Raw genomic sequence first — 19,238 nt, 5'->3', positions numbered from 1 at the left:
CGCCGCCGAGCGTGTGAATTCACGCACAAACTATTACTGACCAGTAGTGACCGAATGGACGCGGTCCTGACCGTCCTCGCTGATGAGGGCGTACGTCAGGACCGCGTCAGCGTTCCGGGCCTGCGCATCAAGGTTTCATTGGCGTTTGACCGGTCGGTCACGCCCTGGTAACACCGAACAGTGACCCTGGTATCACAGCACGTACACCCACCTCGAGGGGGGACCTCCACCATGCAGGCCGCGCCCGTTCGCGCCACCGCGATCCCGTCCTTCACCGACGCGCTGCGCGCAGTCGAGTCGCTGCTCATGAGCGGCGGCCAGCGCACCGCGCGCCAGAACGCCTGGACCTCCGTGCTGGAGGACCGCCGTCGCGCCAAGGACCGGGTCGAGGCCCAGCGCTTCCTCGAGCAGGCCGCCGGCCGCTCCTGACGCCCTTCCGTGGCCCTTGTCGGGACACTGCCGTCGTAGGCACTCCCGGGGCCACGTAGACTTCGGGGCATGGCGAGGAAGGAACCCGCAGCGGACGCTGCGAATGCGGGACGACTGAAGCAGATCGTCCTGACGTACAAGATGACCCGCAAGGCCGACAAGGTGATCGGTCTTGTACTTGCGGGTGTCGGTCTCGGCACCCTTGCCGTCTTCCTCGTGATCGGCTTCCTGATCGGACACCCGGTCTATCTGGGCATCCTGGGCCTGCTGCTCGCCTTCCTCGCGACGGCGATCGTCTTCGGCCGGCGGGCCGAGCGGGCGGCCTTCGGCCAGATGGAGGGCCAGCCGGGCGCCGCGGCCGCCGTCCTGGACAACATCGGGCGGGGCTGGACGACGACGCCGGCGGTTGCGATGAACCGCAGCCAGGACGTGGTGCACCGGGCGGTCGGCAAGGCCGGCATCGTCCTGGTCGCCGAGGGCAACCCGAACCGGGTGAAGACCCTGCTGGCCGCCGAGAAGAAGAAGATGGCCCGGATCGTGGCCGACGTGCCGGTGCACGACGTGATTGTGGGCACGGGTGAGGGCCAGGTCGAGCTGAAGAAGCTGCGGACCACGATGCTGAAGTTCCCTCGCGTGCTGACGGGGCCCCAGGTGACGACCACGAACGACCGGCTGCGGGCGATGGGGGACCTGATGTCCAACATGCCGTTGCCGAAGGGACCGATGCCGCGGGGCATGCGGATGCCGAAGGGTGGGCCTCGGGGGCGGTAAGCGGCAGTAACCACGCCTACGAGCTCGGGCGCGGCGGTTGCGTTGGCGACTGCCGCGCCTTCGTGGTTTCTCGCGCAGTTGCTCCCCCGGCCTTCGGCCGGGGGCCCCAGCGCCCCTACGGGGGCTCATGACACGCCGCCGAACGGAGCATCCGGCCGCTTATCGGGTCATCTGCTCCTAACCTGCCGGATGTGACAAAACGCCATATTGCATACCTCGCGTGCAGCGCCGCCCTGTGCGGCTCCCTCCTCGGTGCCGCTCCGGCGACCTCCTCGCACGGCGTTCTGACCGTGCACCCGGGCGAGTCCATCCAGAAGGCGGTCGACGCCGCCGAGCCCGGTGACACGGTCCTGGTACTGGCCGGCACCTACCACGAGAGCGTCAAGGTGACGACGCCCGGCCTCACCCTGCGCGGCATGGGCCCGGACACCGTGCTCGAACCGGTCAAGAAGTCCAAGAAGTCCAAGAAGGCCATGAAGGCCATGAAGGCCATGTCCGGCGCGAAGAAGACCGCCGTGAAGTCCTGCGCCGAGATGGGCAACGGCATCTGCGTGGTCGGCGCCAAGAAGCAGCCCGTCGAGGACGTGACCATCGCCCACATGACCGTCACCGGGTTCTCCCGGACCGGTGTCATGGCCGTGGGCACGGCCAACCTGAACGTGCACGGCGTGGCCGCCGTGAAGAACGGGCAGTGGGGCCTCGCCGAGGAGCGCGCGGTCCACAGCGTGTACCGGAACAACGTGGCCCGGGACAACGGCGACGCGGGCATCTTCCTCGCCAACTCCGTCACCGCGGAGAAGGGCGCCGTCGACACGTTCGGCACGGTCGTCGAGCACAACCTCCTGGAGAACAACCGGATCGGCGTCACCGTCCGCCGGCTGCGCAACCTCACCGTCTCCGACAACTCGGTCACCGGGAACTGCGCGGGCGTGTTCGTCGTCGGCGACGAGAACAAGCCGAAGGCCGGGAACCTGACCGTCGCCGACAACCAGGTCGTGAAGAACAACAAGTACTGCAAGAAGACCGCCCGGCTGTCCTTCCTGCAGGGCTCCGGCATCGTGCTGACCGGCGCCGAGAACACCCTGGTGACCGGGAACACCGTCACCGGCAACTCCGGCAAGTCGCCGCTGTCGGGCGGTGTCGTGGTCTTCAAGAGCTTCGTGGGTGTCACCAGCGACAAGAACCAGGTCACCCGCAACAAGCTGTCGGGCAACTCCCCCGCCGACCTGGTCAACCAGGAGGCCAGCAAGCACGGCAACGCCTTCAAGGACAACACCTGCAAGAAGTCCAAGCCCGCGGGTCTGTGCTGACCTGACGGCCCTGCGACACCCCACACGGAAGGAAGGCGGCACATGACCGCACCAGCACGCGACCTCTCGGCGTCGGCCAAGGAGCCGGCGGAGGACGCTCCGCCGCCGTCGATGCGGCTGCGCGAGCTCGTGTTCGGGGCGGCCTGTGCCGCCGCCGTCCGCGCGGCCGCCCGGCTGCGCGTCGCCGACGCGCTCGGGGACGCCCCCATGACCGTGGAGACCCTGGCCTCCGCGGTGAAGACGGACCCGAAGCCGCTGCGCCGGCTGCTGCGCGCCCTGTCCTGCTACGGCGTCTTCGCCGAGCGGCCGGACGGGACGTTCGCCCACACCGAGACCTCACGGCTGCTGCGCGAGGACGACCCGCACAGCCTGCGCTACATCGCCATGTGGTGCACCGAGCCGTGGACCTGGGACGCCTGGCCGAAGCTCGACGAGGCCGTGCGCAGCGGCCGCAACGTCGTCGAGGACCTCTACGGCAAGGAGTTCTTCGTCTACCTGAACGAGGACGCGCCGGAATCGGCGGACGTCTTCAACCGCGCGATGACCACCTCCAGCGAGCAGTCGGCCCGTGAGGTCGCCGCCCTGCTCGACCTGTCCGGCAGCCGCTCGGTCGCGGACCTCGGCGGCGGTCAGGGGCACGTGGTGGCCTGCCTGCTGGACAAGTACCCGGCGATGAAGGGCTACCTGCTGGACCTGCCCAAGGTGGTGGAGAAGGCCCTGCCCCGGCTGCGCGAGGGCGGTGACCTCGCGGACCGGGCGCGGGTGGTGCCCGGTGACATCCGGGAGGCCGTGCCGGTCGACGCGGACGTCTACATCATCAAGAACATCCTGGAGTGGGACGACGAGTCCACCGCGCGGCTGCTCGCCAACGTGGTCGCGGCGGGCGGGCCCGGGGCCCGGGTCGTGGTGATCGAGAACCTGGTCGACGACACCCCGTCGATGCGGTTCAGCACCGCGATGGACCTGCTGCTGCTCCTGAACGTCGGCGGGGCCAAGCACACCACCGACTCCATGGTGCGGCGGCTGGGCGAGGCGGGCCTGAGCGTCAACGACATCCGGCCGGTCAACCCGTACCTGCACGCCTTCGACTGCACGGTGCCCGCCTGAGCCGGGCGCCCCGGAACGCGCCGGTGCCGGGCCCGCGTCGTGCGCGGGTCCGGCACCGTTGGCGTACGGCGGTACGCGGGGTCATGCGCCGCCGTCGCGCTCCCAGAGGTAGAAGCGCTGGGCCATCGCGTCCTTCGGGGAACGCCAGGTCTCCGGGTCGTACGCGCTGACGTACGCCGTGAGACGCTCGCTGATGTCCCGGAACTCGGGGTGCGAGGTGACCTTCGCGATGGCCGGTCCCGGCTCGCGCTCGGACTCGACGAGGTGCATGTACACATCGCCGAACTGGAAGAGGCTGCGCCGGACCACCCCGACGAGGTGCGGCAGCTCTCCCCGGTCGGACTCCGCGAACACCTTCGCGATGTCGGGCGCGGAGCCCGGTGCCATACGGGCGACGATCAGGGCCTGGTGCACGTGTCTCTCCGTTCCTGTCTTCCTGGCGGCCGGCTCAGTCGGCGAGGGCCGGGTCGGGGCGCCGGCCGGTGGCGGCCTTCTCGATCTTGTCCCGGATCAGGGCCATCTGGATCTTGGAGTTCTTGTTGATGTTGTCGGTCATCCAGTCGTCGTCGACGGGGGCCTCCGGCTTCATCGCGAAGTCCTGGGTCCAGACCATCCGGGTACCGGCGGGCACCTCCTCGTACTGCCAGAGGATGTCCATGTGCGCGAACGGGCCGGTCTCGACCCGGCGGGCCTTGACGCGGAGGTTGCGGCGGTCCGCCTCGCGCTCCGAGACCCAGCTCCACACCTTGCCGTTCTCGTCGGGGTGCATGGTCAGCCGGAAGGTGACCTTCTTCCCGTCGTCCTCGAGGATCTCGGCGCTGGCGTACTCGCTGAACAGCTGGGGCCAGTTGGCCACGTCGTTGGTCATGTCCCAGACCAGGTCGACGGGCGCGGCGATGGTGATCTCGTTCTGGGTGTGTCCGGTCATGTCAGGCTCCCGCGGGCATGGCGCTGTTGACGAGGTCGAGGAACTGGCGGGGCGTCTTGCACCGCTCGGCGTCCACCGGCATGGGCACGCCGTGCCGGTTCTCCAGTTCGCCGACGATGCCGAGCAGGCCGAGCGAGTCGACGCCGAGGACGTCGAAGCCGCTGTCGGCCCGGTCCTGGAGGTCCGCCGGGGAGACGGTGACGCCGGCGGCCTTCTTCATGAGTTCGGACAGTTCGTCCACGGTGATGCTCATAGCAACTCCTTCTGCTTCGCTGCTGGGCAGCTGGTGTGTTCGACTCACTCGGCCGCGCCGTGGCGCAGCACGAGCGCCGAGTTCGACCCCATGAGGCCCCGGCTGAGCACCAGTGCCGTGCGTGGCCGCGCGGCCCGCGCGCTGCCGGTCACGAGGTCGAGGTCGTGGCAGATGTCGTGGACACCCGGGGTCGGCGGGATCAGACCGTGTTCCATGGCGAGCACCGCGGCGGCGGTGTCCAGGACCGGGGCGGCGCAGTAGCCCCGGCCGATCCCGGTCTTGGGCGCGGTGACCGGCACCCGCCTGCCGTGCGCGCCGAGGACGTCGGTGATGGCCAGCGCCTCCGCCCGGTCGGCCTCCGGCACGCCGAGGGCGTCGGCGAAGACCACGTCGACCTCCTCGGGGGCACAGCCGGCCTCGGCGAGCGCCCCGCGGATCGCCTGGGCGAGCCCGGCCCGGGACTCGGCCCAGCGGGAGGCCCCGGTGAAGGTCGACGCGTGGCCGTCGAGGGTGGCCCGGACCGGCAGTCCGCGTCGGCGGGCCGAGCCGGTGTCCTCCACGACGAGCATGGCGCCGCCCTCGGCCGGCACGAACCCGCAGGCCTGCTCGGTGAACGGGCGGTAGGCGCGGGTGGGATCGGCCTCCCGGCTGAGCTCCTCGTAGCCGAGCTGGCAGACCACCGAGTACGGAGCTATCGGTGCCTCGGTGGAGCCGGCCACGATGACGTCCGTGCCGCGGCGGACCGCGCGGGCCGCGTGGGCGAGGGCGTCCAGGCCGCCGGCCTCGTCGGCGGCGACCACCGAGCAGGGGCCCTTGAAGCCGCGCCGGATGGAGATCTGGCCGGTGCTGGCCGCGTAGAACCAGGCGATGGACTGGTAGGGGCCGACGAACCGGCTGCCCTTGCCCCAGAGCTGCTGGAGCTCGCGCTGGCCGAACTCGCCGCCGCCGGAGCCGGCCGCGGTGACCACGCCGATGTCGAACGGCGATTCGTCGGTGTCGGCGCGGCCGAGCCGGGCGTCCTCCAGTGCCAGGTCGGCCGCGGCCATCGCGAAGTGCGTGAAGCGGTCGGTCTGGACGATGAGGCGTTCCTCGACGGCGGCCGCCGGGTCGAAGTCGCGGACTTCTCCGGCCACCCTCATGGGCAGGTGCTCGCAGCCGTCGCGGGTCACCTTGTCGAGGACGTTGCGTCCCTCCTGGACGGACTTCCAGAAGGTCTCGGTGCTGGTTCCGTTGGGCGCGACGACACCGATGCCGGTGACGGCCGCCCGTCGAGACCGGGGTTCGCTCATCGTGTCCGTCCTCTCTGCCGGGTCAGGATCACCGCGGACTGGAAGCCGCCGAACCCGCTGCCCACGGACAGGACGCCGTTCAGGCTCCGTTCGCGGGCGACGCGCGGTACGTAGTCGAGGTCGCACTCGGGGTCGGGGGTCTCGTAGTTGGCGGTGGGCGGGACGACCTGGTGGGCCAGGGCGAGCACACAGGCGACGACCTCGATGGCGCCGATCGCGCCGAGCGAGTGACCCACCATGGACTTGATGGAGCTCATGGGCGTGCTGTACGCGTGCTGCCCGAGGGCCTTCTTCACGGCGGCGGTCTCGTGGCGGTCGTTCTGCCGGGTGCCGGAGCCGTGCGCGTTGACGTAGTCGATGGCGGTGGGGTCGAGGCGGGCGTGGTCCAGGGCGGTCTCGATGGCGCGGGCCATCTCCAGGCCCTCGCTGGTGAGACCGGTCATGTGGTAGGCGTTGCCGAAGGTGGCGTAGCCGTCGAGCTGGCAGTAGACGTGCGCGCCGCGGGCCTTGGCGTGTTCCAGCTCCTCCAGGACGAGCACCGCGCCGCCCTCGCCCATGACGAACCCGTCGCGGCGGTTGTCGAAGGGGCGGGAGGCGTGCTCGGGGTCGTCGTTGTTCGGGGAGGTGGCCTTGATCGCGTCGAAGCAGGCCATGGTGATGGGTGAGATCGGGGAGTCCGAGGCACCGGCGATGCAGATGTCGGCGCGGCCCTCCTGGACGGTGTGGAAGGCGTAGCCGACGGCGTCCAGGCCCGAGGTGCAGCCGGTGGAGACGGTCTGGACCGGACCCTGGGCGCCGAATCGTTCCGCCACCGCGGAGGCGAGCGTGCTCGGGGAGAACGCCCGGTGCAGCTGGGGCTGCGCCTGCCGGTGGTCCACGTCCCAGCGCCGGCCCGCTTCGCTCACCAGGACGTAGTCGTGCTCGAGACGGGTGGTGCCACCGACCGCCGTACCCAGGGAGACCCCGATCCGCCAGGGGTCCTCCCGGCCGAGGTCGAGACCGGAGTCCCGGACCGCCTCGTCTCCGGCGACCAGGGCGAACTGTATGTACCGGTCCGCCCGCTCGATCTCCCCGGCGTCCAGGCCGTGCGCCGCCGGGTCGAAGTCGCACTCGGCGGCGATCCGCGACCTGAGGCCCGAGGGGTCGAAGAAGGTGATGCCGCGCGTCGCGGTCCGGCCCGAGGCGAGCAGATCCCAGAACGCCGGTACGCCCACACCCCCCGGAGCGACGATGCCTATGCCCGTAACCGCCACGCGCCGGGTCACGACCGGACCTGCCCCACGGCGACGGCTTCCGTCTCCTCCGTGTCGACGTGGCCCAGGGCCGGGCGCGGGGCCAGCGGACCGAGGTGGAAGACGATCCGGGCCTCGACATCGCCCACGTTGCGGAAGCGGTGCTTCATGTTGATGGGGATCATCAGCCCCTGCTCGGGCCGCAGCGGGTGCGGTTCGCCGTCCAGGTCGACCTCCATCTCGCCGCAGACGACGTACACGAACTCCTCGGAGTACGGGTGGTAGTGCTCGGCGATGCGGTCGCCCGGCTGCACGATGGCCACACCCATGAAACCGCTGGTGGAACCCACCGTGGCCGGGGTGAGCATGGCGCGCAGATCGCCGCCGCGCCGGGTGTTTGGCTCGATCTCGCCGAGGTCCACGATCTTGGGAATGGGCTGCATGTCTGCGTTCCTCCGTGGGGGTGATGCAACAGGGAAGGGTCAGGCGTCAGGCGTCCGGGGAGCGGCGGTCGGTGAGGAGCTGCATCCGCACCGCGTCGCCGTCCAGCAGGGCGGTCAGCGCGTGGGCCGGGGTGACGTCCACGGGTGTGCCGGACCGCTGCTCGACCAGGCGGACGACCACGTCGTCGCGCTGGAAGACCGTGCTGTGCAGCACCGGGCTCGCCGGGTCCTCGGCCGCGGCCTCGTCCTGCTGCGCGAGCAGCTCCGCGAGCCGCATCCCGCAGCCCGGGCGGGCCGGGTAGTACAGCGCGTGCCGCTCGCCCTCGGCCAGCTCCTCGGCGCTGACGTGGTGGACGGCCGGCAGGGCGGCCCGGGTGAAGAAGACCCGGGCGGACTCCTGGTCGTTGAGGTCGCGCTCCTGCTCCAGGTAGGGGTTGATGGCCTCCTCGACGGCCCGCACCTCGGGCTGCCGGGCGACGTGGCGCAGGGCGGCCATCAGGTCGCCGCGCACCTCGATGGCCCGCACGACCCGGTTGCCGTGCATGAACAGGGAGGTGCGGCAGAGCCGGGTGGAGTCGTCGACCTTCGCCTCGGGCGAGGCGTAGTCCGCGAGGATCTTCGCGACCTCGGCCTCACTCCCCGGGGTGACCGTGAAGGTGAGCGCGTGGCGGATCACGCCGTCGCCCATCCGCGGCTGGGCCTGCAGGACACGGACGGCGTCCGCCGCCGGGCCGCCGGTCTCCCGTACGACCTGGAAGCGGAGCGAGCGGGTGTCGCGGACGCAGTTGTGCAGCGGCTTCACCATCTCCACGTGCTCCTCGCTGTTCACCCAGGCGAGGAACGGCGGGGCGCTCTGCCACTCGCTGGTGATCAGCCACTGGGAGGGGTTCTCGATCGACTGGCAGAGCTGGTCGCTGACGTGGCCGGGAACCTGGGCGACCTGGTTGCACAGCTGCTCGTAGGCCTCCAGGAACTGCTGCTGTGCGCCGTCGTAGACGTCCACCAGCAGGACGACCCGGAGCCGGGAGCCGTCGAAGACGGACTGGGAGACCCGTGTCGAGACCGGGCGGGTCGTTCGGGTCGGCTTTGCCGAAACCTTTTCCGAGATCGTCGTCATGCTTCGCACATCTCCTTCGCTTGGCAGCGGCCTGCGCCTTCGCCGATGACGCGGCGTCAGCGCTTCTTGATCCTGTGCCGGTCCTCCGAAGCGCGCGACTCGCGTGAACCAGGTGGGTGATTGAGTCCGCGGAACCCCTCCCGAGGGGGCCCGGACGGGGCATGGACGTTGCAACGCACCTGCCGCACCAACACCCGCCTCTGGAGTGCCCGATGCACCAGAAAACCGATCACCAGGTCCCCGTCCTCGTGGTGGGCGGCTCCCTCGTGGGCCTGTCCATGTCCCTCTTCCTGGGCCGACTGGGCGTCCGCCACATGCTCGTCGAGAGACACGCCGGGACCTCGATCCATCCACGCGGCCGGGGCAACAACGTGCGGACGATGGAGCTGTTCCGGAGAGCGGGCATCGAGCCGGACATCAAGGCCGCGGCCTCCCTCCTCGCCGACAACCACGGCATCCTGCAGACCCCGACGCTGGTCGGCGACGCCGGCGACTGGCTGTTCAAGGAGATCGACCCGGGCGGCGGACTCGCCAGGTTCAGCCCCACGGGCTGGTGCCTGTGCAGCCAGAACGACCTCGAACCGGTGCTCCGCCGGGCGGCCGAGTCGCTCACCGGCGAGCTGCGCTACTTCCACGAGCTGGAGTCCTTCGAACAGGACCCCGAAGGAGTGACGGCGTACGTCCGCGACCGTGACTCCGACCGGATGTACACCGTCCGCGCGGACTACCTGGTCGCGGCCGACGGCCCGCGCTCCCCGGTCCGCGGCCGGCTCGGCATCGGCCAGACGGGCCCCGGTGACCTGTTCGCGAACGTCAGCATCACCTTCCGTTCCAAGCTGCTGCAGAACACGGTCGGGGACCGCCGCTTCATCTGCTGCTACCTCACCGACCCGGAGGCGGACGGCGCCCTGCTCCCCGTGGACAACAAGGAGCGCTGGGTGTTCCACGCGCCCTGGCACCCCGAACGCGGCGAGACCCTCGACGAGTTCACGGAGGAGCGGCTCACCCGGCACATCCGCCGCGCCGTAGGCGTCCCCGACCTCGACGTCGAGGTCACCGGCCGGGCGTCCTGGCGGGCGGCCGAACGGGTCGCGGAACGCTACGCCGACCGGCGGGTCTTCCTGGCCGGCGACTCCGCGCACGAGATGTCCCCGACGGGGGCCTTCGGCTCCAACACCGGCATCCAGGACGCCCACAACCTCGCCTGGAAGCTGGCGGCGGTCCTGGACGGCTGGGCCGGCCCCGGGCTCCTCGACTCCTACGACGCCGAGCGCCGCCCGGTCGCCCTCGCCACCAGCGCCCGCGCCTCCGCCCGGTCCGTGGAGCACAGCCACCCCGGCTTCGCGCCCGCCCCCGGCGTCGGCGCCGACCGGCGCGGCGGCATCCTCAACATCGTCCTCGGCTACCGCTACCCGAAGGGCGCGGTCCTCGGCACCGACCCGGACCAGCCGCTGGTACCCAACGGGATGAACCTCACCGGCCAGCCGGGCAGCCGGGCCCCGCACCTGTGGCTGCGCCGGGAGGGGGAGCGGGTGTCCACGCTCGACCTGTACGAGCGGTCCATGGTGCTGCTGAGCGACGCGGAGTCGGCGGCCGGCGCCGCCTGGCACGCGGCCGCCCGGCGGATCGCGGACACGGAGCGGCTGCGGCTGGACACGTACCGGATCGGGGTGGCGGGCGATCTCGTGTACGACACGGAGGAGGGCGACGGCGGCTGGACGGCCGCGCACGGCACGACACCGGACGGCGCGGTACTGGTACGGCCGGACGGTTTCGTGGCCTGGCGCTCGGAAGGCGCCGTACCCGACCCGGAGGGAGAGCTGCGGGAGGTACTGGCACGGGTGCTGCGGAGGAGGTGAGCCGGGGTGGGGGGGCCGGGCGGGGGTGGGGACGCTTACCGGCGCTTGCAGGGTGCCGCCGCGCCCACCCGTGCCGCCCTGCGGCACGCCTGCCCGCGGCTATGTAGTCCTCACATACGGACCTCTACGGTCTTCGCCAGCCGGTCGTGCAGCCCCCTGCCGTCCCGGTCCCAGACCAGTGCCGGGATCGCGAGGCACAACAGCACCGTGCGGGCCAGGGCGCGCAGCGGCTGCACCCGGCCCGTCCCGACGCCGACCACCCGCAGCCGGAACAGCCGCTTGCCCGGCGTGAAGCCGAGCGTACCGACCGTCAGAATGCCGAGGACGAGGAAGACGAGGAGGGCCCAGTTGCCGGTAGCAGGGGTGTAGCCGTCGGTGATCAGGCCGTATGCGATCAAGACGCACAGCGCCCAGTCCACGACCAGCGCCCCGAGCCGCCGCCCGGGGCGGGCGATGGAGCCCGGCCCCTCCTCCGGCAGACCGAGCTGCTCGCCCCGGTACCCGAACTCGGCGCCCGCGTCCTCCATGGCCGCGCGGGGTCCGGAGAGCCACGATCCGATTGCTTGCCTGTTGTCCACCCGTCCACGGTACTGGGCCCGGCCGGGACCCTGGGGCGGCGGGGTGGCACGGGCTACGGTGGAACCGAGGTCGGTTAACTTCAGCGAAACAATTGGGTCACGCCCGAGAAATCACCCGTCCCTAGGGTCGAGGACAACGTGTGCCACCGCACTGGCCGCACGAACGAACTACCACCCCGGCACGGGAACGGCCGGGAGTAGGAGGAGCTGGATGTTCCAGAACGCCGACGAGGCCAAGAAGTTCATCGCGGACGAGGACGTCAAGTTCGTCGACGTCCGTTTCTGCGACCTGCCGGGCGTCATGCAGCACTTCACGGTGCCCGTCGAGGCGTTCGACCCGGACGACGAGCTCGCCTTCGACGGATCCTCGATCCGCGGTTTCCAGGCGATCCACGAGTCCGACATGGCGCTGCGCGCCGACCTGTCGACGGCCCGGGTGGACCCCTTCCGCCGGGACAAGACACTCAACATCAACTTCTTCATCCACGACCCGATCACGGGCGAGCAGTACTCCCGCGACCCGCGCAACGTGGCGAAGAAGGCGGAGGCCTACCTCGCGTCGACCGGTATCGCGGACACCGCGTACTTCGGTCCCGAGGCCGAGTTCTACGTCTTCGACAGCGTCCGTTTCGCCACCTCGGCGAACGAGAGCTTCTACCACATCGACTCCGAGGCGGGTGCCTGGAACACCGGCGCGCTCGAGGACAACCGTGGTTACAAGGTCCGCTACAAGGGCGGCTACTTCCCGGTCCCGCCGGTCGACCACTTCGCCGACCTGCGCGCCGAGATCTCCCTGGAGCTGGAGAAGAACGGCCTGAAGGTCGAGCGCCAGCACCACGAGGTGGGCACCGCCGGCCAGGCGGAGATCAACTACAAGTTCAACACGCTGCTCGCGGCCGCCGACGACCTGCAGCTCTTCAAGTACATCGTGAAGAACGTGGCCTGGCGCAACGGCAAGACCGCGACCTTCATGCCGAAGCCGATCTTCGGCGACAACGGCTCGGGCATGCACGTGCACCAGTCGCTGTGGGCCAACGGCGACCCGCTGTTCTACGACGAGGCCGGCTACGCGGGCCTGTCGGACACCGCCCGCTACTACATCGGCGGCATCCTCAAGCACGCCCCGTCCCTCCTCGCCTTCACCAACCCGACGGTGAACTCGTACCACCGCCTGGTCCCGGGCTTCGAGGCCCCGATCAACCTGGTGTACTCGCAGCGCAACCGCTCCGCCGCGATGCGTATCCCGATCACGGGTTCGAACCCGAAGGCCAAGCGCGTCGAGTTCCGCGCGCCCGACTCCTCCGGCAACCCGTACTTGGCCTTCTCGGCGCTGCTCCTCGCGGGCCTGGACGGCATCAAGAACAAGATCGAGCCGGCCGAGCCGATCGACAAGGACCTCTACGAGCTGGCTCCCGAGGAGCACGCGAACGTCGCCCAGGTCCCGACCTCCCTCCCGGCCGTCCTCGACTCCCTGGAGCGCGACCACGAGTTCCTGCTCGCCGGTGACGTCTTCACGCCCGACCTGATCGAGACGTGGATCGACTTCAAGCGCACCAACGAGATCGCCCCCCTCCAGCTGCGCCCGCACCCGCACGAGTTCGAGCTGTACTTCGACGTGTGACAGACGCCGCTTCGGCTGTTCGACGCCCCCGTTCCGGTTTCTCGGGACGGGGGCGTCGTCGTATCGTGCGTCGGTACTGATGTTCGAGACGGGGGAATCGGGATGGACGAACAGGGCGATGAGGAGCGGGAGTTCGATCTGCGGTGGGCCGGGGAGGCCGAGCACAAGGAGCCGTCGGCGCGGGCGCGGATGCTTGCCGCCCGCTGGAGGGAGAATCCGCCGGGACCGGTGCCGTTCCGGCCGGATCCGGGACCGGTGGGGCCACGGCGGTCGTCCTGGGTGTCGACGGCGGTGGTGCTGGGGTGCGTCGCGGCGGTGATCCTGCTGCTGGGGTACCTGCAGACGCGGGCTCCGTACTAGGAATCCGGCCGCGTACGCCTGTTCGTCTACCATCGCCCGGACGGCAGGCGGAACGGAGTGCGGGGATGCGTGGGGAGTTCGGGGACGGCGCGGCCGTGGCGGTGCGGCTCGCCGAGGGGGCCGCGCCCGGTGACGTGATCGACGGTGCCGATCCGGTCGGCTGGCTCGCCCTGGACGCCGGTGCGCGGTCCTGGCTGCTGCGTGACGCGCTGCCGGGCCGTGCCGAGCTCACCGGCGAGCACCGGAACGCGCTCACCGAGTCGCGGGCCGCGCTGGCCCTCTGCCACCGGGACGGCCGGATCAGAGAGGCGGCGCTGGAGACGGCGGCGGGTTTCCCCACGCTGCTGCCGCTGGTCGTCATCCGCTGTGCGGACTGGGTCGCGCCGGTGCGGGAGCGGGCCCGGCAGCTGCTGTGCGCGACCCTCGACGCGGACGCCGCCGTCTCGCTCGCGCCCCTGATCCTGCTCGTCGGCCGGCGCGGGCGCGGCGCCTTCGGCGTCGAGGTGCTCGGCGACGTCCTGCGGGGAGCGTCCCACGAGCAGCTCGGGCGGCTGTGCGCCGACGGCGACCGTACCGTCCGGCGCTTCGCCCACCGCCTGGCCGTGGCGGAAGGGAAGCTGTCCGCCGCCGAGCTGGCACGGGCCGCCGCCCGGGACCCCGACCCCGCCGTCCAGACCCTCTGCGCCGAGGCCGCGGTGGCCCTCGTACCGGAGGGTGCGCCCGCCGCCGACGTGCTCGGGCCGCTGCTGGCCGCGCGTGGGCCACGAGTGCGGTCGATCGGGGTGACGGCGCTGCGGCGGGCCGGGCGGCCAGAGCGGGCGGCGGACTTTCTCGCCGACCGGTCCGGCGCCGTACGCGCCTGCGCACGGTACGTGGTCCGGCAGTACGGCACCGACCCGCTGCCCTGGTACCGGCGCCGGGTCGCCGCCGCCGGTGACCCGGCGCTGCCGCCCGGCGCGGTCATGGGGCTGGCCGAGTGCGGAGAGCGGGCGGACGCCGGGCTGCTGGCGCCGCTGCTCGCCCACCCCTCCCCCGGCGTGCGGGCGGCCGCGGTGGCCGGGTCGCGGATCCTCGACGTGACGGACGTGCCACGGTTCCGGGAGCTGCTCGACGACCCGGCTCCGGGCGTGGTCCGGGAGGCGACCGTGACCCTGCTGCCGTCCGCCGGGGCGCTGGACGCCGGGTGGCTCATGGACCGGCTGGCGGCCGGGCGGCCACGGCACGCGCGGGTCGCCGCCTTCCGGCTGCTGGACGCGCGGGGCGGACTCGTGCGGCTGCGGGCCGCGGTCGCGCTGCTCGACGACCCGGACGTGAAACTGCGGGGCTGGGCCGAGCGGTCCGTCCAGCAGTGGCACCCGACGCCGGACGTGCCGCTCGGCTCCGAGGAGGTGGCGGCGTTGCTGGACCGCGGACGGCACCTGTTCAGCGAAGGGGTGCTGACCAGGCGCAAGCGGGAGGCCGGCGTACCGGGCTGAGCCTTTGCCGCTACTAGGGACGTTCGGAACCTCCTCATGGGTCGGCGCAGGTGCACACTGGACAGCGGGACGAGTGCCTGACTGCGGGGTGAGGCAAGATGCAGAGCCGCTTCCGGAGCGACCGCCGGCTGACCGTGCGGATGACGGTCACGCTGTTCCTGCTCGGGTTGTTGTACGTCGGCTTCGTTGCCGCGTTGATCGTGTTGCTGAAGTCGTGGCTGCTGGTCGTCGTGCTGGTGGGCGCGATGTTCGTGGCGCAGTTCTGGTTCTCCGACCGGATCGCGATGTTCGCCATGCGCGGGCGGGTCGTGGAGCGGGAGGAGTATCCGGAGCTGCACGCCGTGGTGGACCGGCTGTGTGCGATCGCGGACATGCCGAAGCCGGTCGTCGCCGTCTCCGAGATGGACATGCCGAACGCGTTCGCGACCGGGCGGAATCCCGATCACGCGGTCGTCTGTGTGACCACGGGGCTGCTGCGGCGGCTGGAGCCCTCGGAACTGGAGGGCGTACTGGCACACGAGCTGTCGCACGTGGCGCACAAGGACGTCGCCGTGATCACGGTCGCGTCGTTCCTGGGGGTCATCGCGGGACTCATCGTGCGGTTCGCGTTCTACTCGCAGCTCTTCGGCGGAGGCCGGCGGGACCAGAACACCGCCGCCGTGTTCGCCGCGATCATCGGGGTCTCCGCGGCCGTGTACGCGATCAGCTTCCTGCTGATCAGGGCGCTGTCCCGGTACCGGGAGCTCGCCGCCGACCGGGCCGCCGCCCACCTCACCGGCCGGCCCTCCGCGCTGGCGTCGGCGCTCACCAAGGTCTCCGGCGACATCGCCCGGATCCCGACCAAGGACCTGCGCACAGCCCAGGCCTTCAACGCGTTCTACTTCACCCCGGCGACCGGCAAGGAGCCCGGCATCGAGCGCATCTTCTCCACTCACCCGACCCTGGAGCAGCGGCTGGAGCAGCTGGGGCGGATCTCGGCGGAGCTGGGTGAGGCGGCTACGCCCGGAAAGGCCGGGTGAGCATGGGCTTCCTGGACATCCTGCTGGGCCGTACGAAGCCGGTCGCGCCCGATCTCGACCAGCTGTTCGCGCTGCCGTCGGCGGCGGTGACGCTGGAGGCGGCGGCCGGGTTCCGGCCCACCGGCGGGGGTGCGGTGTGCTTCGCCACCGTGGAGGGCGCGGCCTTCGAGCAGACCCACCGGGAGGTCCAGGCACTCCTCGACGCGGACACGGACCGCGGCGGGGTTCCGGTGGAGCTGCACGAGGACGACTACGGGTACTCCTGGCTGGTCTCGCAGCGCTCCCCCGAGCAGCTTCCGCAGCTGGTCAACGACCTGCACGCGGTGAACAGCTCGATGGAGGTCAACGGCTTCGGCCCGCAGCTGCTCTGCTCCCTGGCCGCCTTCGAGGACGAGCGCGGGCGCCGGCTCGCGCTCGTCTATCTCTACAAGCGGGGCACTTTCTACCCCTTCGCGCCGCTGCCCGGTTCCGGTCAGCGGCGCGACAGCGCACTGGAGTTGCAGGTGAAGGCGGCGCTCGCGAACGACCTGCGGATCGAGCAGGACCTCAGCCGCTGGTTCCCGGTCTGGGGCGCCCCCGGCCTGTGACCGGCCGAGGGCACCCGCGGCCCGTTTACTTCCCCTTCTCCTTCTGCTGGCGCCGGAACTCCAGGGGGCGCTCGCGGCGGTAGCGGCGCTCCCACTTGGCCTGCTGGTCGCGGCGGTCGCGGTACGTCTTGTAGTCGCCGGCCATGCCCCCGCCCCCGCCGGACGAACCGCCCGACGAGGAGGCCGACGACGAGCCCCGCCCGTACTGCACGTACAGGAAGAGCAGGGCGACGGCGGCAAGCCACCAGTTGTGGTTGCCGAATCCGAGGATGACCAGAACGACGGTTCCGGATAGGACGATGGTGCCCATGACGGGCCTCCGTGGCGTGGTGTGGTGTGAGCGGTCGACGGATCCGACGGCACGCGGGGGACGGGCGGCCGTCCATCGGTGCGCGGCAGTGTAGTCCCGAGTCCCGGGGGCGCGGCCTGCCCTTCGGAAAGCGGTGGTCGACCACTCCGCAACGCCTCTCCAGCGTAGGGAGCCGCTCACTCGGCGTGCATCCCGTTTTCGTGCGTGCACGCGTGGGCGCGGCCGTGGGAGTGAGCGGCATGGCTCAACTCATCTGCTTCCCCCACGAGTACGACGGCGAGCGGCTCAGCGGGGTCCGGTACGCCCGCTTCGAACTCCCGGACGCGGAACACCGGCTGGGCCTCTGGTTCCGGGACCACCCGGACGTCCGGCGGGAGTTCGTCACGCTGCTGCTGAAGCGGCACGGCTGCCCCGGAACGGCCGCCTCAGACCCCGGGCGCCGCCAGGACGCCCGCCGTCACGCTGCTGATCGCAGTGAAAGGGAAAGGGAGGAGCCGGGGCGCCCGCATGCGGGGTCCGACGAACAGGTGGTTGTCAGTGGCGTCGGGCAGGATGCGGTCAGGACAGTCCACGGGGAGGTCGGCATGAGCGGCGGGCGGCGGCACATCGGGGTGGCGGAGCGGCGGGCCCGGCTGGCGCTGCGCCACCGGCTGGCGGGCCCGGCACGGGCGACGACACCGGAGGAGGTCGCCGAGGCGCTGGTGGCGCTGCACGGCTCGGATCCGGCGACGGTGTACCTGGCGGCGGGGGCGCGGCTGGCCGACGCGGCGAAGACCGTGCCGGAGACGGAGCGGGCCTTGTACGAGGATCGCACCCTGGTGCGGATGCACGGCATGCGGCACACGGTGTTCGTCTTCCCCGCGGACCTCACGGCGGTGGTCCACGCCTCCACGGGCCTGACGGTGGCCGCCCGCGAACGCGCCGCGCTGCTGAAGGACATGGCGCGGGCCGGTGCCCCGGACGCGGCCTGGCTCGCGGACGTCGAGTCCTCGACGCTGGCCGAGCTGGCCCGGCTCGGGCAGGCGACGGCGTCGGAACTGGCGGCCGCCGAACCACGCCTGCGCGAGCAGTTCCCGTACGCCGCAGGCAAGAGTTACGAGGGCGTCCACACCGTCTCGACGCGCCTGCTGAGGGTCCTGGGCGTCGAGGGCAAGGTGGTGCGGGGCCGCCCGCTGGGCTCCTGGACGTCGAGCCAGTTCCGGTGGGCGGCGGCGCCGGAGCATCCGGAGCTGGACCCGGCCGAGGCCCAGGCGGCCCTGCTGAACCGCTGGCTGCACGCCTGCGGTCCGGCCACGGAGGCGGACCTCAAGTGGTGGACGGGGTGGCGGGTGACCGAGGTCCGCCGGGCGCTGACCGCGATCGGAGCGGAGCCGGTGACCCTCGACGAGGACGACACGGGGTACGTGACCGCCGGCGACCTCCCTGCGGTCACCGGGCCGTCCCGTCCCTGGGCGGCCCTCCTCCCCGCCCTCGACCCGACGGCCATGGCATGGCAACGGCGGGACTGGTACCTGCCGCCGGAGCTGCGGCCACTGCTCTTCGACAGAAGCGGCAACGTCGGGCCGACGGTGTGGTGGAACGGTCTGGTGGTGGGCGGCTGGGCGCAGCGCCGGGACGGCGAGATCGTCTGGCGGATCCCCGATCCGGGCAACCGGAGAGAGGCCGAGCAGGCGGTCGCGGCGGAGGCGGAACGGCTGCGGGGCTGGGCGGGAGCCGCGAGGGTGACGCCACGGTTCCGGACACCGCTGGAACGAGAGCTGAGCGGATGAGGCCGGGGGGACCCCCAGCGCCCACCCGTGCCGCCCCAGCGGCACGACTGCCCGCAGCTATGTAGCTGACGCGACTGCAGCGCCCCGTAAGGGGCGCTGGGGGCACCCCCGGCCGAAGGCTGGGGGAGGAACTGCGCGACCAGCGCCCACCGGCCCGCAGCCGGACTACAACGGCCGTCCGTTGATGCGGGGGCCTGGGGCGGCAGCCCCCAGTCGCCAAGCGCCGGGCGCCGCATGAAACACACGGCACCCGGCACCACCGGCTCACCGTGAATATCGCATCAAGGCCCGCACCATGTGGCATGTCGTGTCCGACGGCGGGTGGATCCCGATGCTCTCCGCCGTGCTCCGTATCGTCTCGTTGCGCGCCTGGCCCGGCGCGTAGACGCCGGAGTCGAGCAGGGCGATGGCGAGGCGCATGGCCTTCAGGCGGCGGTTGTGGGTGACGTACCACTCGCGTGGCCGCCCGGCCGGCAGCGGACGCTTCTCCGCCGGCGCGTACGGCGAGTCGAGCAGCACCGCACGCTTCGCGGTGGACTGGGTCGGCAGGGACTTCGGCTTCGGCTTCAGTGCGGCAGCGGGCACGGGCATCCTCCTGTCGCGGTCGGAGCGCCCCCGGACCTCCCGGCGACCCTCTCGAACACTGCGTCCAGTGTACCGTCCGGCACTGACAACGATACAGCCCGAAAAGGCGCCGAACTCCCAGGTGGATGCAGGTTTTTCAGATGGGACGCGATGGGCGTGAGGGGTCCTCACGACACCCTCCAAAATTCGAACAGAG

At 71.4% G+C, this 19,238-nt stretch carries 21 protein-coding genes; 11 read left to right on the top strand and 10 right to left on the bottom strand.

Features of this window, described 5'->3' with window-relative positions:
- The first annotated feature begins 231 nt into the window (after window positions 1–231).
- The 4 genes from ACFY0K_RS08110 (at window position 232) to ACFY0K_RS08095 (ending at window position 3,617) form a co-directional block, all read left to right on the top strand.
- Window positions 232–429 carry a hypothetical protein gene (locus ACFY0K_RS08110; protein WP_181806529.1) on the top strand — a complete coding sequence of 66 codons (198 nt, stop codon included), beginning with the start codon at window positions 232–234 and terminating at the stop codon, window positions 427–429.
- Window positions 430–498: 69 nt separating this feature from the next.
- Window positions 499–1,200 carry a DUF4191 domain-containing protein gene (locus ACFY0K_RS08105; RefSeq protein WP_390639131.1) on the top strand — a complete coding sequence of 234 codons (702 nt, stop codon included), beginning with the start codon at window positions 499–501 and terminating at the stop codon, window positions 1,198–1,200.
- Window positions 1,201–1,391: 191 nt separating this feature from the next.
- A complete protein-coding gene (locus ACFY0K_RS08100) occupies window positions 1,392–2,510 on the top strand; it encodes a nitrous oxide reductase family maturation protein NosD (RefSeq protein WP_390639130.1) in 1,119 nt (372 codons plus the stop codon).
- A gap of 42 nt (window positions 2,511–2,552) precedes the next feature.
- Complete coding sequence (locus ACFY0K_RS08095; RefSeq protein ID WP_390639129.1) at window positions 2,553–3,617, top strand: methyltransferase; 1,065 nt, start codon at window positions 2,553–2,555, stop codon at window positions 3,615–3,617.
- Window positions 3,618–3,698: 81 nt separating this feature from the next.
- On the opposite strand, the gene ACFY0K_RS08090 is transcribed toward ACFY0K_RS08095, so the two are convergent.
- Genes ACFY0K_RS08090 through ACFY0K_RS08060 form a run of 7 tightly spaced genes read right to left on the bottom strand, consistent with a single transcriptional unit; the run spans window position 3,699 to window position 8,879 of the window.
- Window positions 3,699–4,031: a TcmI family type II polyketide cyclase gene (locus tag ACFY0K_RS08090; RefSeq protein WP_294009530.1), complete on the bottom strand. Its 333-nt coding sequence runs from the start codon at window positions 4,029–4,031 to the stop codon at window positions 3,699–3,701.
- A 34-nt stretch (window positions 4,032–4,065) separates the two neighbouring features.
- Window positions 4,066–4,545, bottom strand: a complete 480-nt coding sequence (locus ACFY0K_RS08085) for an SRPBCC family protein (RefSeq protein ID WP_351954569.1) — start codon at window positions 4,543–4,545, stop codon at window positions 4,066–4,068.
- A 1-nt stretch (window position 4,546) separates the two neighbouring features.
- Window positions 4,547–4,798 carry an acyl carrier protein gene (locus ACFY0K_RS08080; protein WP_089101200.1) on the bottom strand — a complete coding sequence of 84 codons (252 nt, stop codon included), beginning with the start codon at window positions 4,796–4,798 and terminating at the stop codon, window positions 4,547–4,549.
- A 44-nt stretch (window positions 4,799–4,842) separates the two neighbouring features.
- Window positions 4,843–6,087 (bottom strand): ketosynthase chain-length factor, encoded by a 1,245-nt coding sequence (locus tag ACFY0K_RS08075; protein WP_390639128.1) that lies wholly within the window; start codon window positions 6,085–6,087, stop codon window positions 4,843–4,845.
- On the bottom strand, window positions 6,084–7,352 hold the full coding sequence (locus tag ACFY0K_RS08070) for a beta-ketoacyl-[acyl-carrier-protein] synthase family protein (RefSeq protein WP_390639127.1): 1,269 nt from the start codon (window positions 7,350–7,352) through the stop codon (window positions 6,084–6,086). Before ACFY0K_RS08070 ends, ACFY0K_RS08075 begins: the two co-directional genes overlap by 4 nt.
- Window positions 7,349–7,762, bottom strand: coding sequence for a cupin domain-containing protein (locus ACFY0K_RS08065; RefSeq protein ID WP_351954572.1), 414 nt, complete (start codon window positions 7,760–7,762; stop codon window positions 7,349–7,351). The genes ACFY0K_RS08070 and ACFY0K_RS08065 overlap by 4 nt, the downstream gene beginning before the upstream one ends.
- 46 nt (window positions 7,763–7,808) lie before the next feature.
- Window positions 7,809–8,879, bottom strand: a complete 1,071-nt coding sequence (locus tag ACFY0K_RS08060; RefSeq protein ID WP_390639126.1) for a SchA/CurD-like domain-containing protein — start codon at window positions 8,877–8,879, stop codon at window positions 7,809–7,811.
- A gap of 212 nt (window positions 8,880–9,091) precedes the next feature.
- On the opposite strand from ACFY0K_RS08060, the gene ACFY0K_RS08055 reads away from it, so the two are divergent.
- Window positions 9,092–10,738: an FAD-dependent oxidoreductase gene (locus ACFY0K_RS08055; RefSeq protein ID WP_390639125.1), complete on the top strand. Its 1,647-nt coding sequence runs from the start codon at window positions 9,092–9,094 to the stop codon at window positions 10,736–10,738.
- A 110-nt stretch (window positions 10,739–10,848) separates the two neighbouring features.
- Here the strand turns inward: ACFY0K_RS08055 and ACFY0K_RS08050 are convergent, their stop codons facing one another.
- Window positions 10,849–11,316, bottom strand: a complete 468-nt coding sequence (locus tag ACFY0K_RS08050; protein ID WP_351954575.1) for an RDD family protein — start codon at window positions 11,314–11,316, stop codon at window positions 10,849–10,851.
- Window positions 11,317–11,527: 211 nt separating this feature from the next.
- Here ACFY0K_RS08050 and glnA point away from each other — a divergent pair, with 211 nt between their 5' ends.
- The 5 genes from glnA (at window position 11,528) to ACFY0K_RS08025 (ending at window position 16,378) form a co-directional block, all read left to right on the top strand.
- A complete protein-coding gene (gene glnA, locus ACFY0K_RS08045; RefSeq protein ID WP_351954576.1) occupies window positions 11,528–12,937 on the top strand; it encodes a type I glutamate--ammonia ligase in 1,410 nt (469 codons plus the stop codon).
- Between the two features lie 102 nt (window positions 12,938–13,039).
- Window positions 13,040–13,297, top strand: coding sequence for a hypothetical protein (locus ACFY0K_RS08040; protein ID WP_390639124.1), 258 nt, complete (start codon window positions 13,040–13,042; stop codon window positions 13,295–13,297).
- 65 nt (window positions 13,298–13,362) lie between these two features.
- Window positions 13,363–14,772 (top strand): hypothetical protein, encoded by a 1,410-nt coding sequence (locus tag ACFY0K_RS08035; protein ID WP_390639123.1) that lies wholly within the window; start codon window positions 13,363–13,365, stop codon window positions 14,770–14,772.
- Between the two features lie 98 nt (window positions 14,773–14,870).
- Entirely contained in the window at window positions 14,871–15,791 is a 921-nt protein-coding gene (gene htpX, locus ACFY0K_RS08030) for a zinc metalloprotease HtpX (protein WP_390639122.1), read from the top strand.
- Between the two features lie 2 nt (window positions 15,792–15,793).
- Window positions 15,794–16,378 (top strand): hypothetical protein, encoded by a 585-nt coding sequence (locus tag ACFY0K_RS08025; RefSeq protein ID WP_388710928.1) that lies wholly within the window; start codon window positions 15,794–15,796, stop codon window positions 16,376–16,378.
- A 25-nt stretch (window positions 16,379–16,403) separates the two neighbouring features.
- Here ACFY0K_RS08025 and ACFY0K_RS08020 read toward each other — a convergent pair whose 3' ends face one another.
- Complete coding sequence (locus ACFY0K_RS08020; RefSeq protein WP_293991219.1) at window positions 16,404–16,688, bottom strand: hypothetical protein; 285 nt, start codon at window positions 16,686–16,688, stop codon at window positions 16,404–16,406.
- Between the two features lie 584 nt (window positions 16,689–17,272).
- Between ACFY0K_RS08020 and ACFY0K_RS08015 the strand changes: the two genes are divergently transcribed.
- Window positions 17,273–18,457 carry a winged helix DNA-binding domain-containing protein gene (locus ACFY0K_RS08015; protein ID WP_390639464.1) on the top strand — a complete coding sequence of 395 codons (1,185 nt, stop codon included), beginning with the start codon at window positions 17,273–17,275 and terminating at the stop codon, window positions 18,455–18,457.
- Window positions 18,458–18,721: 264 nt separating this feature from the next.
- Here the strand turns inward: ACFY0K_RS08015 and ACFY0K_RS08010 are convergent, their stop codons facing one another.
- On the bottom strand, window positions 18,722–19,042 hold the full coding sequence (locus tag ACFY0K_RS08010; protein WP_352353944.1) for a hypothetical protein: 321 nt from the start codon (window positions 19,040–19,042) through the stop codon (window positions 18,722–18,724).
- Window positions 19,043–19,238: the final 196 nt, after the last annotated feature.

Source organism: Streptomyces sp. NPDC001507 (assembly GCF_042894765.1).
Lineage (GTDB): Bacteria > Actinomycetota > Actinomycetes > Streptomycetales > Streptomycetaceae > Streptomyces.
This window is presented reverse-complemented; position numbering and strand designations above follow the sequence as displayed.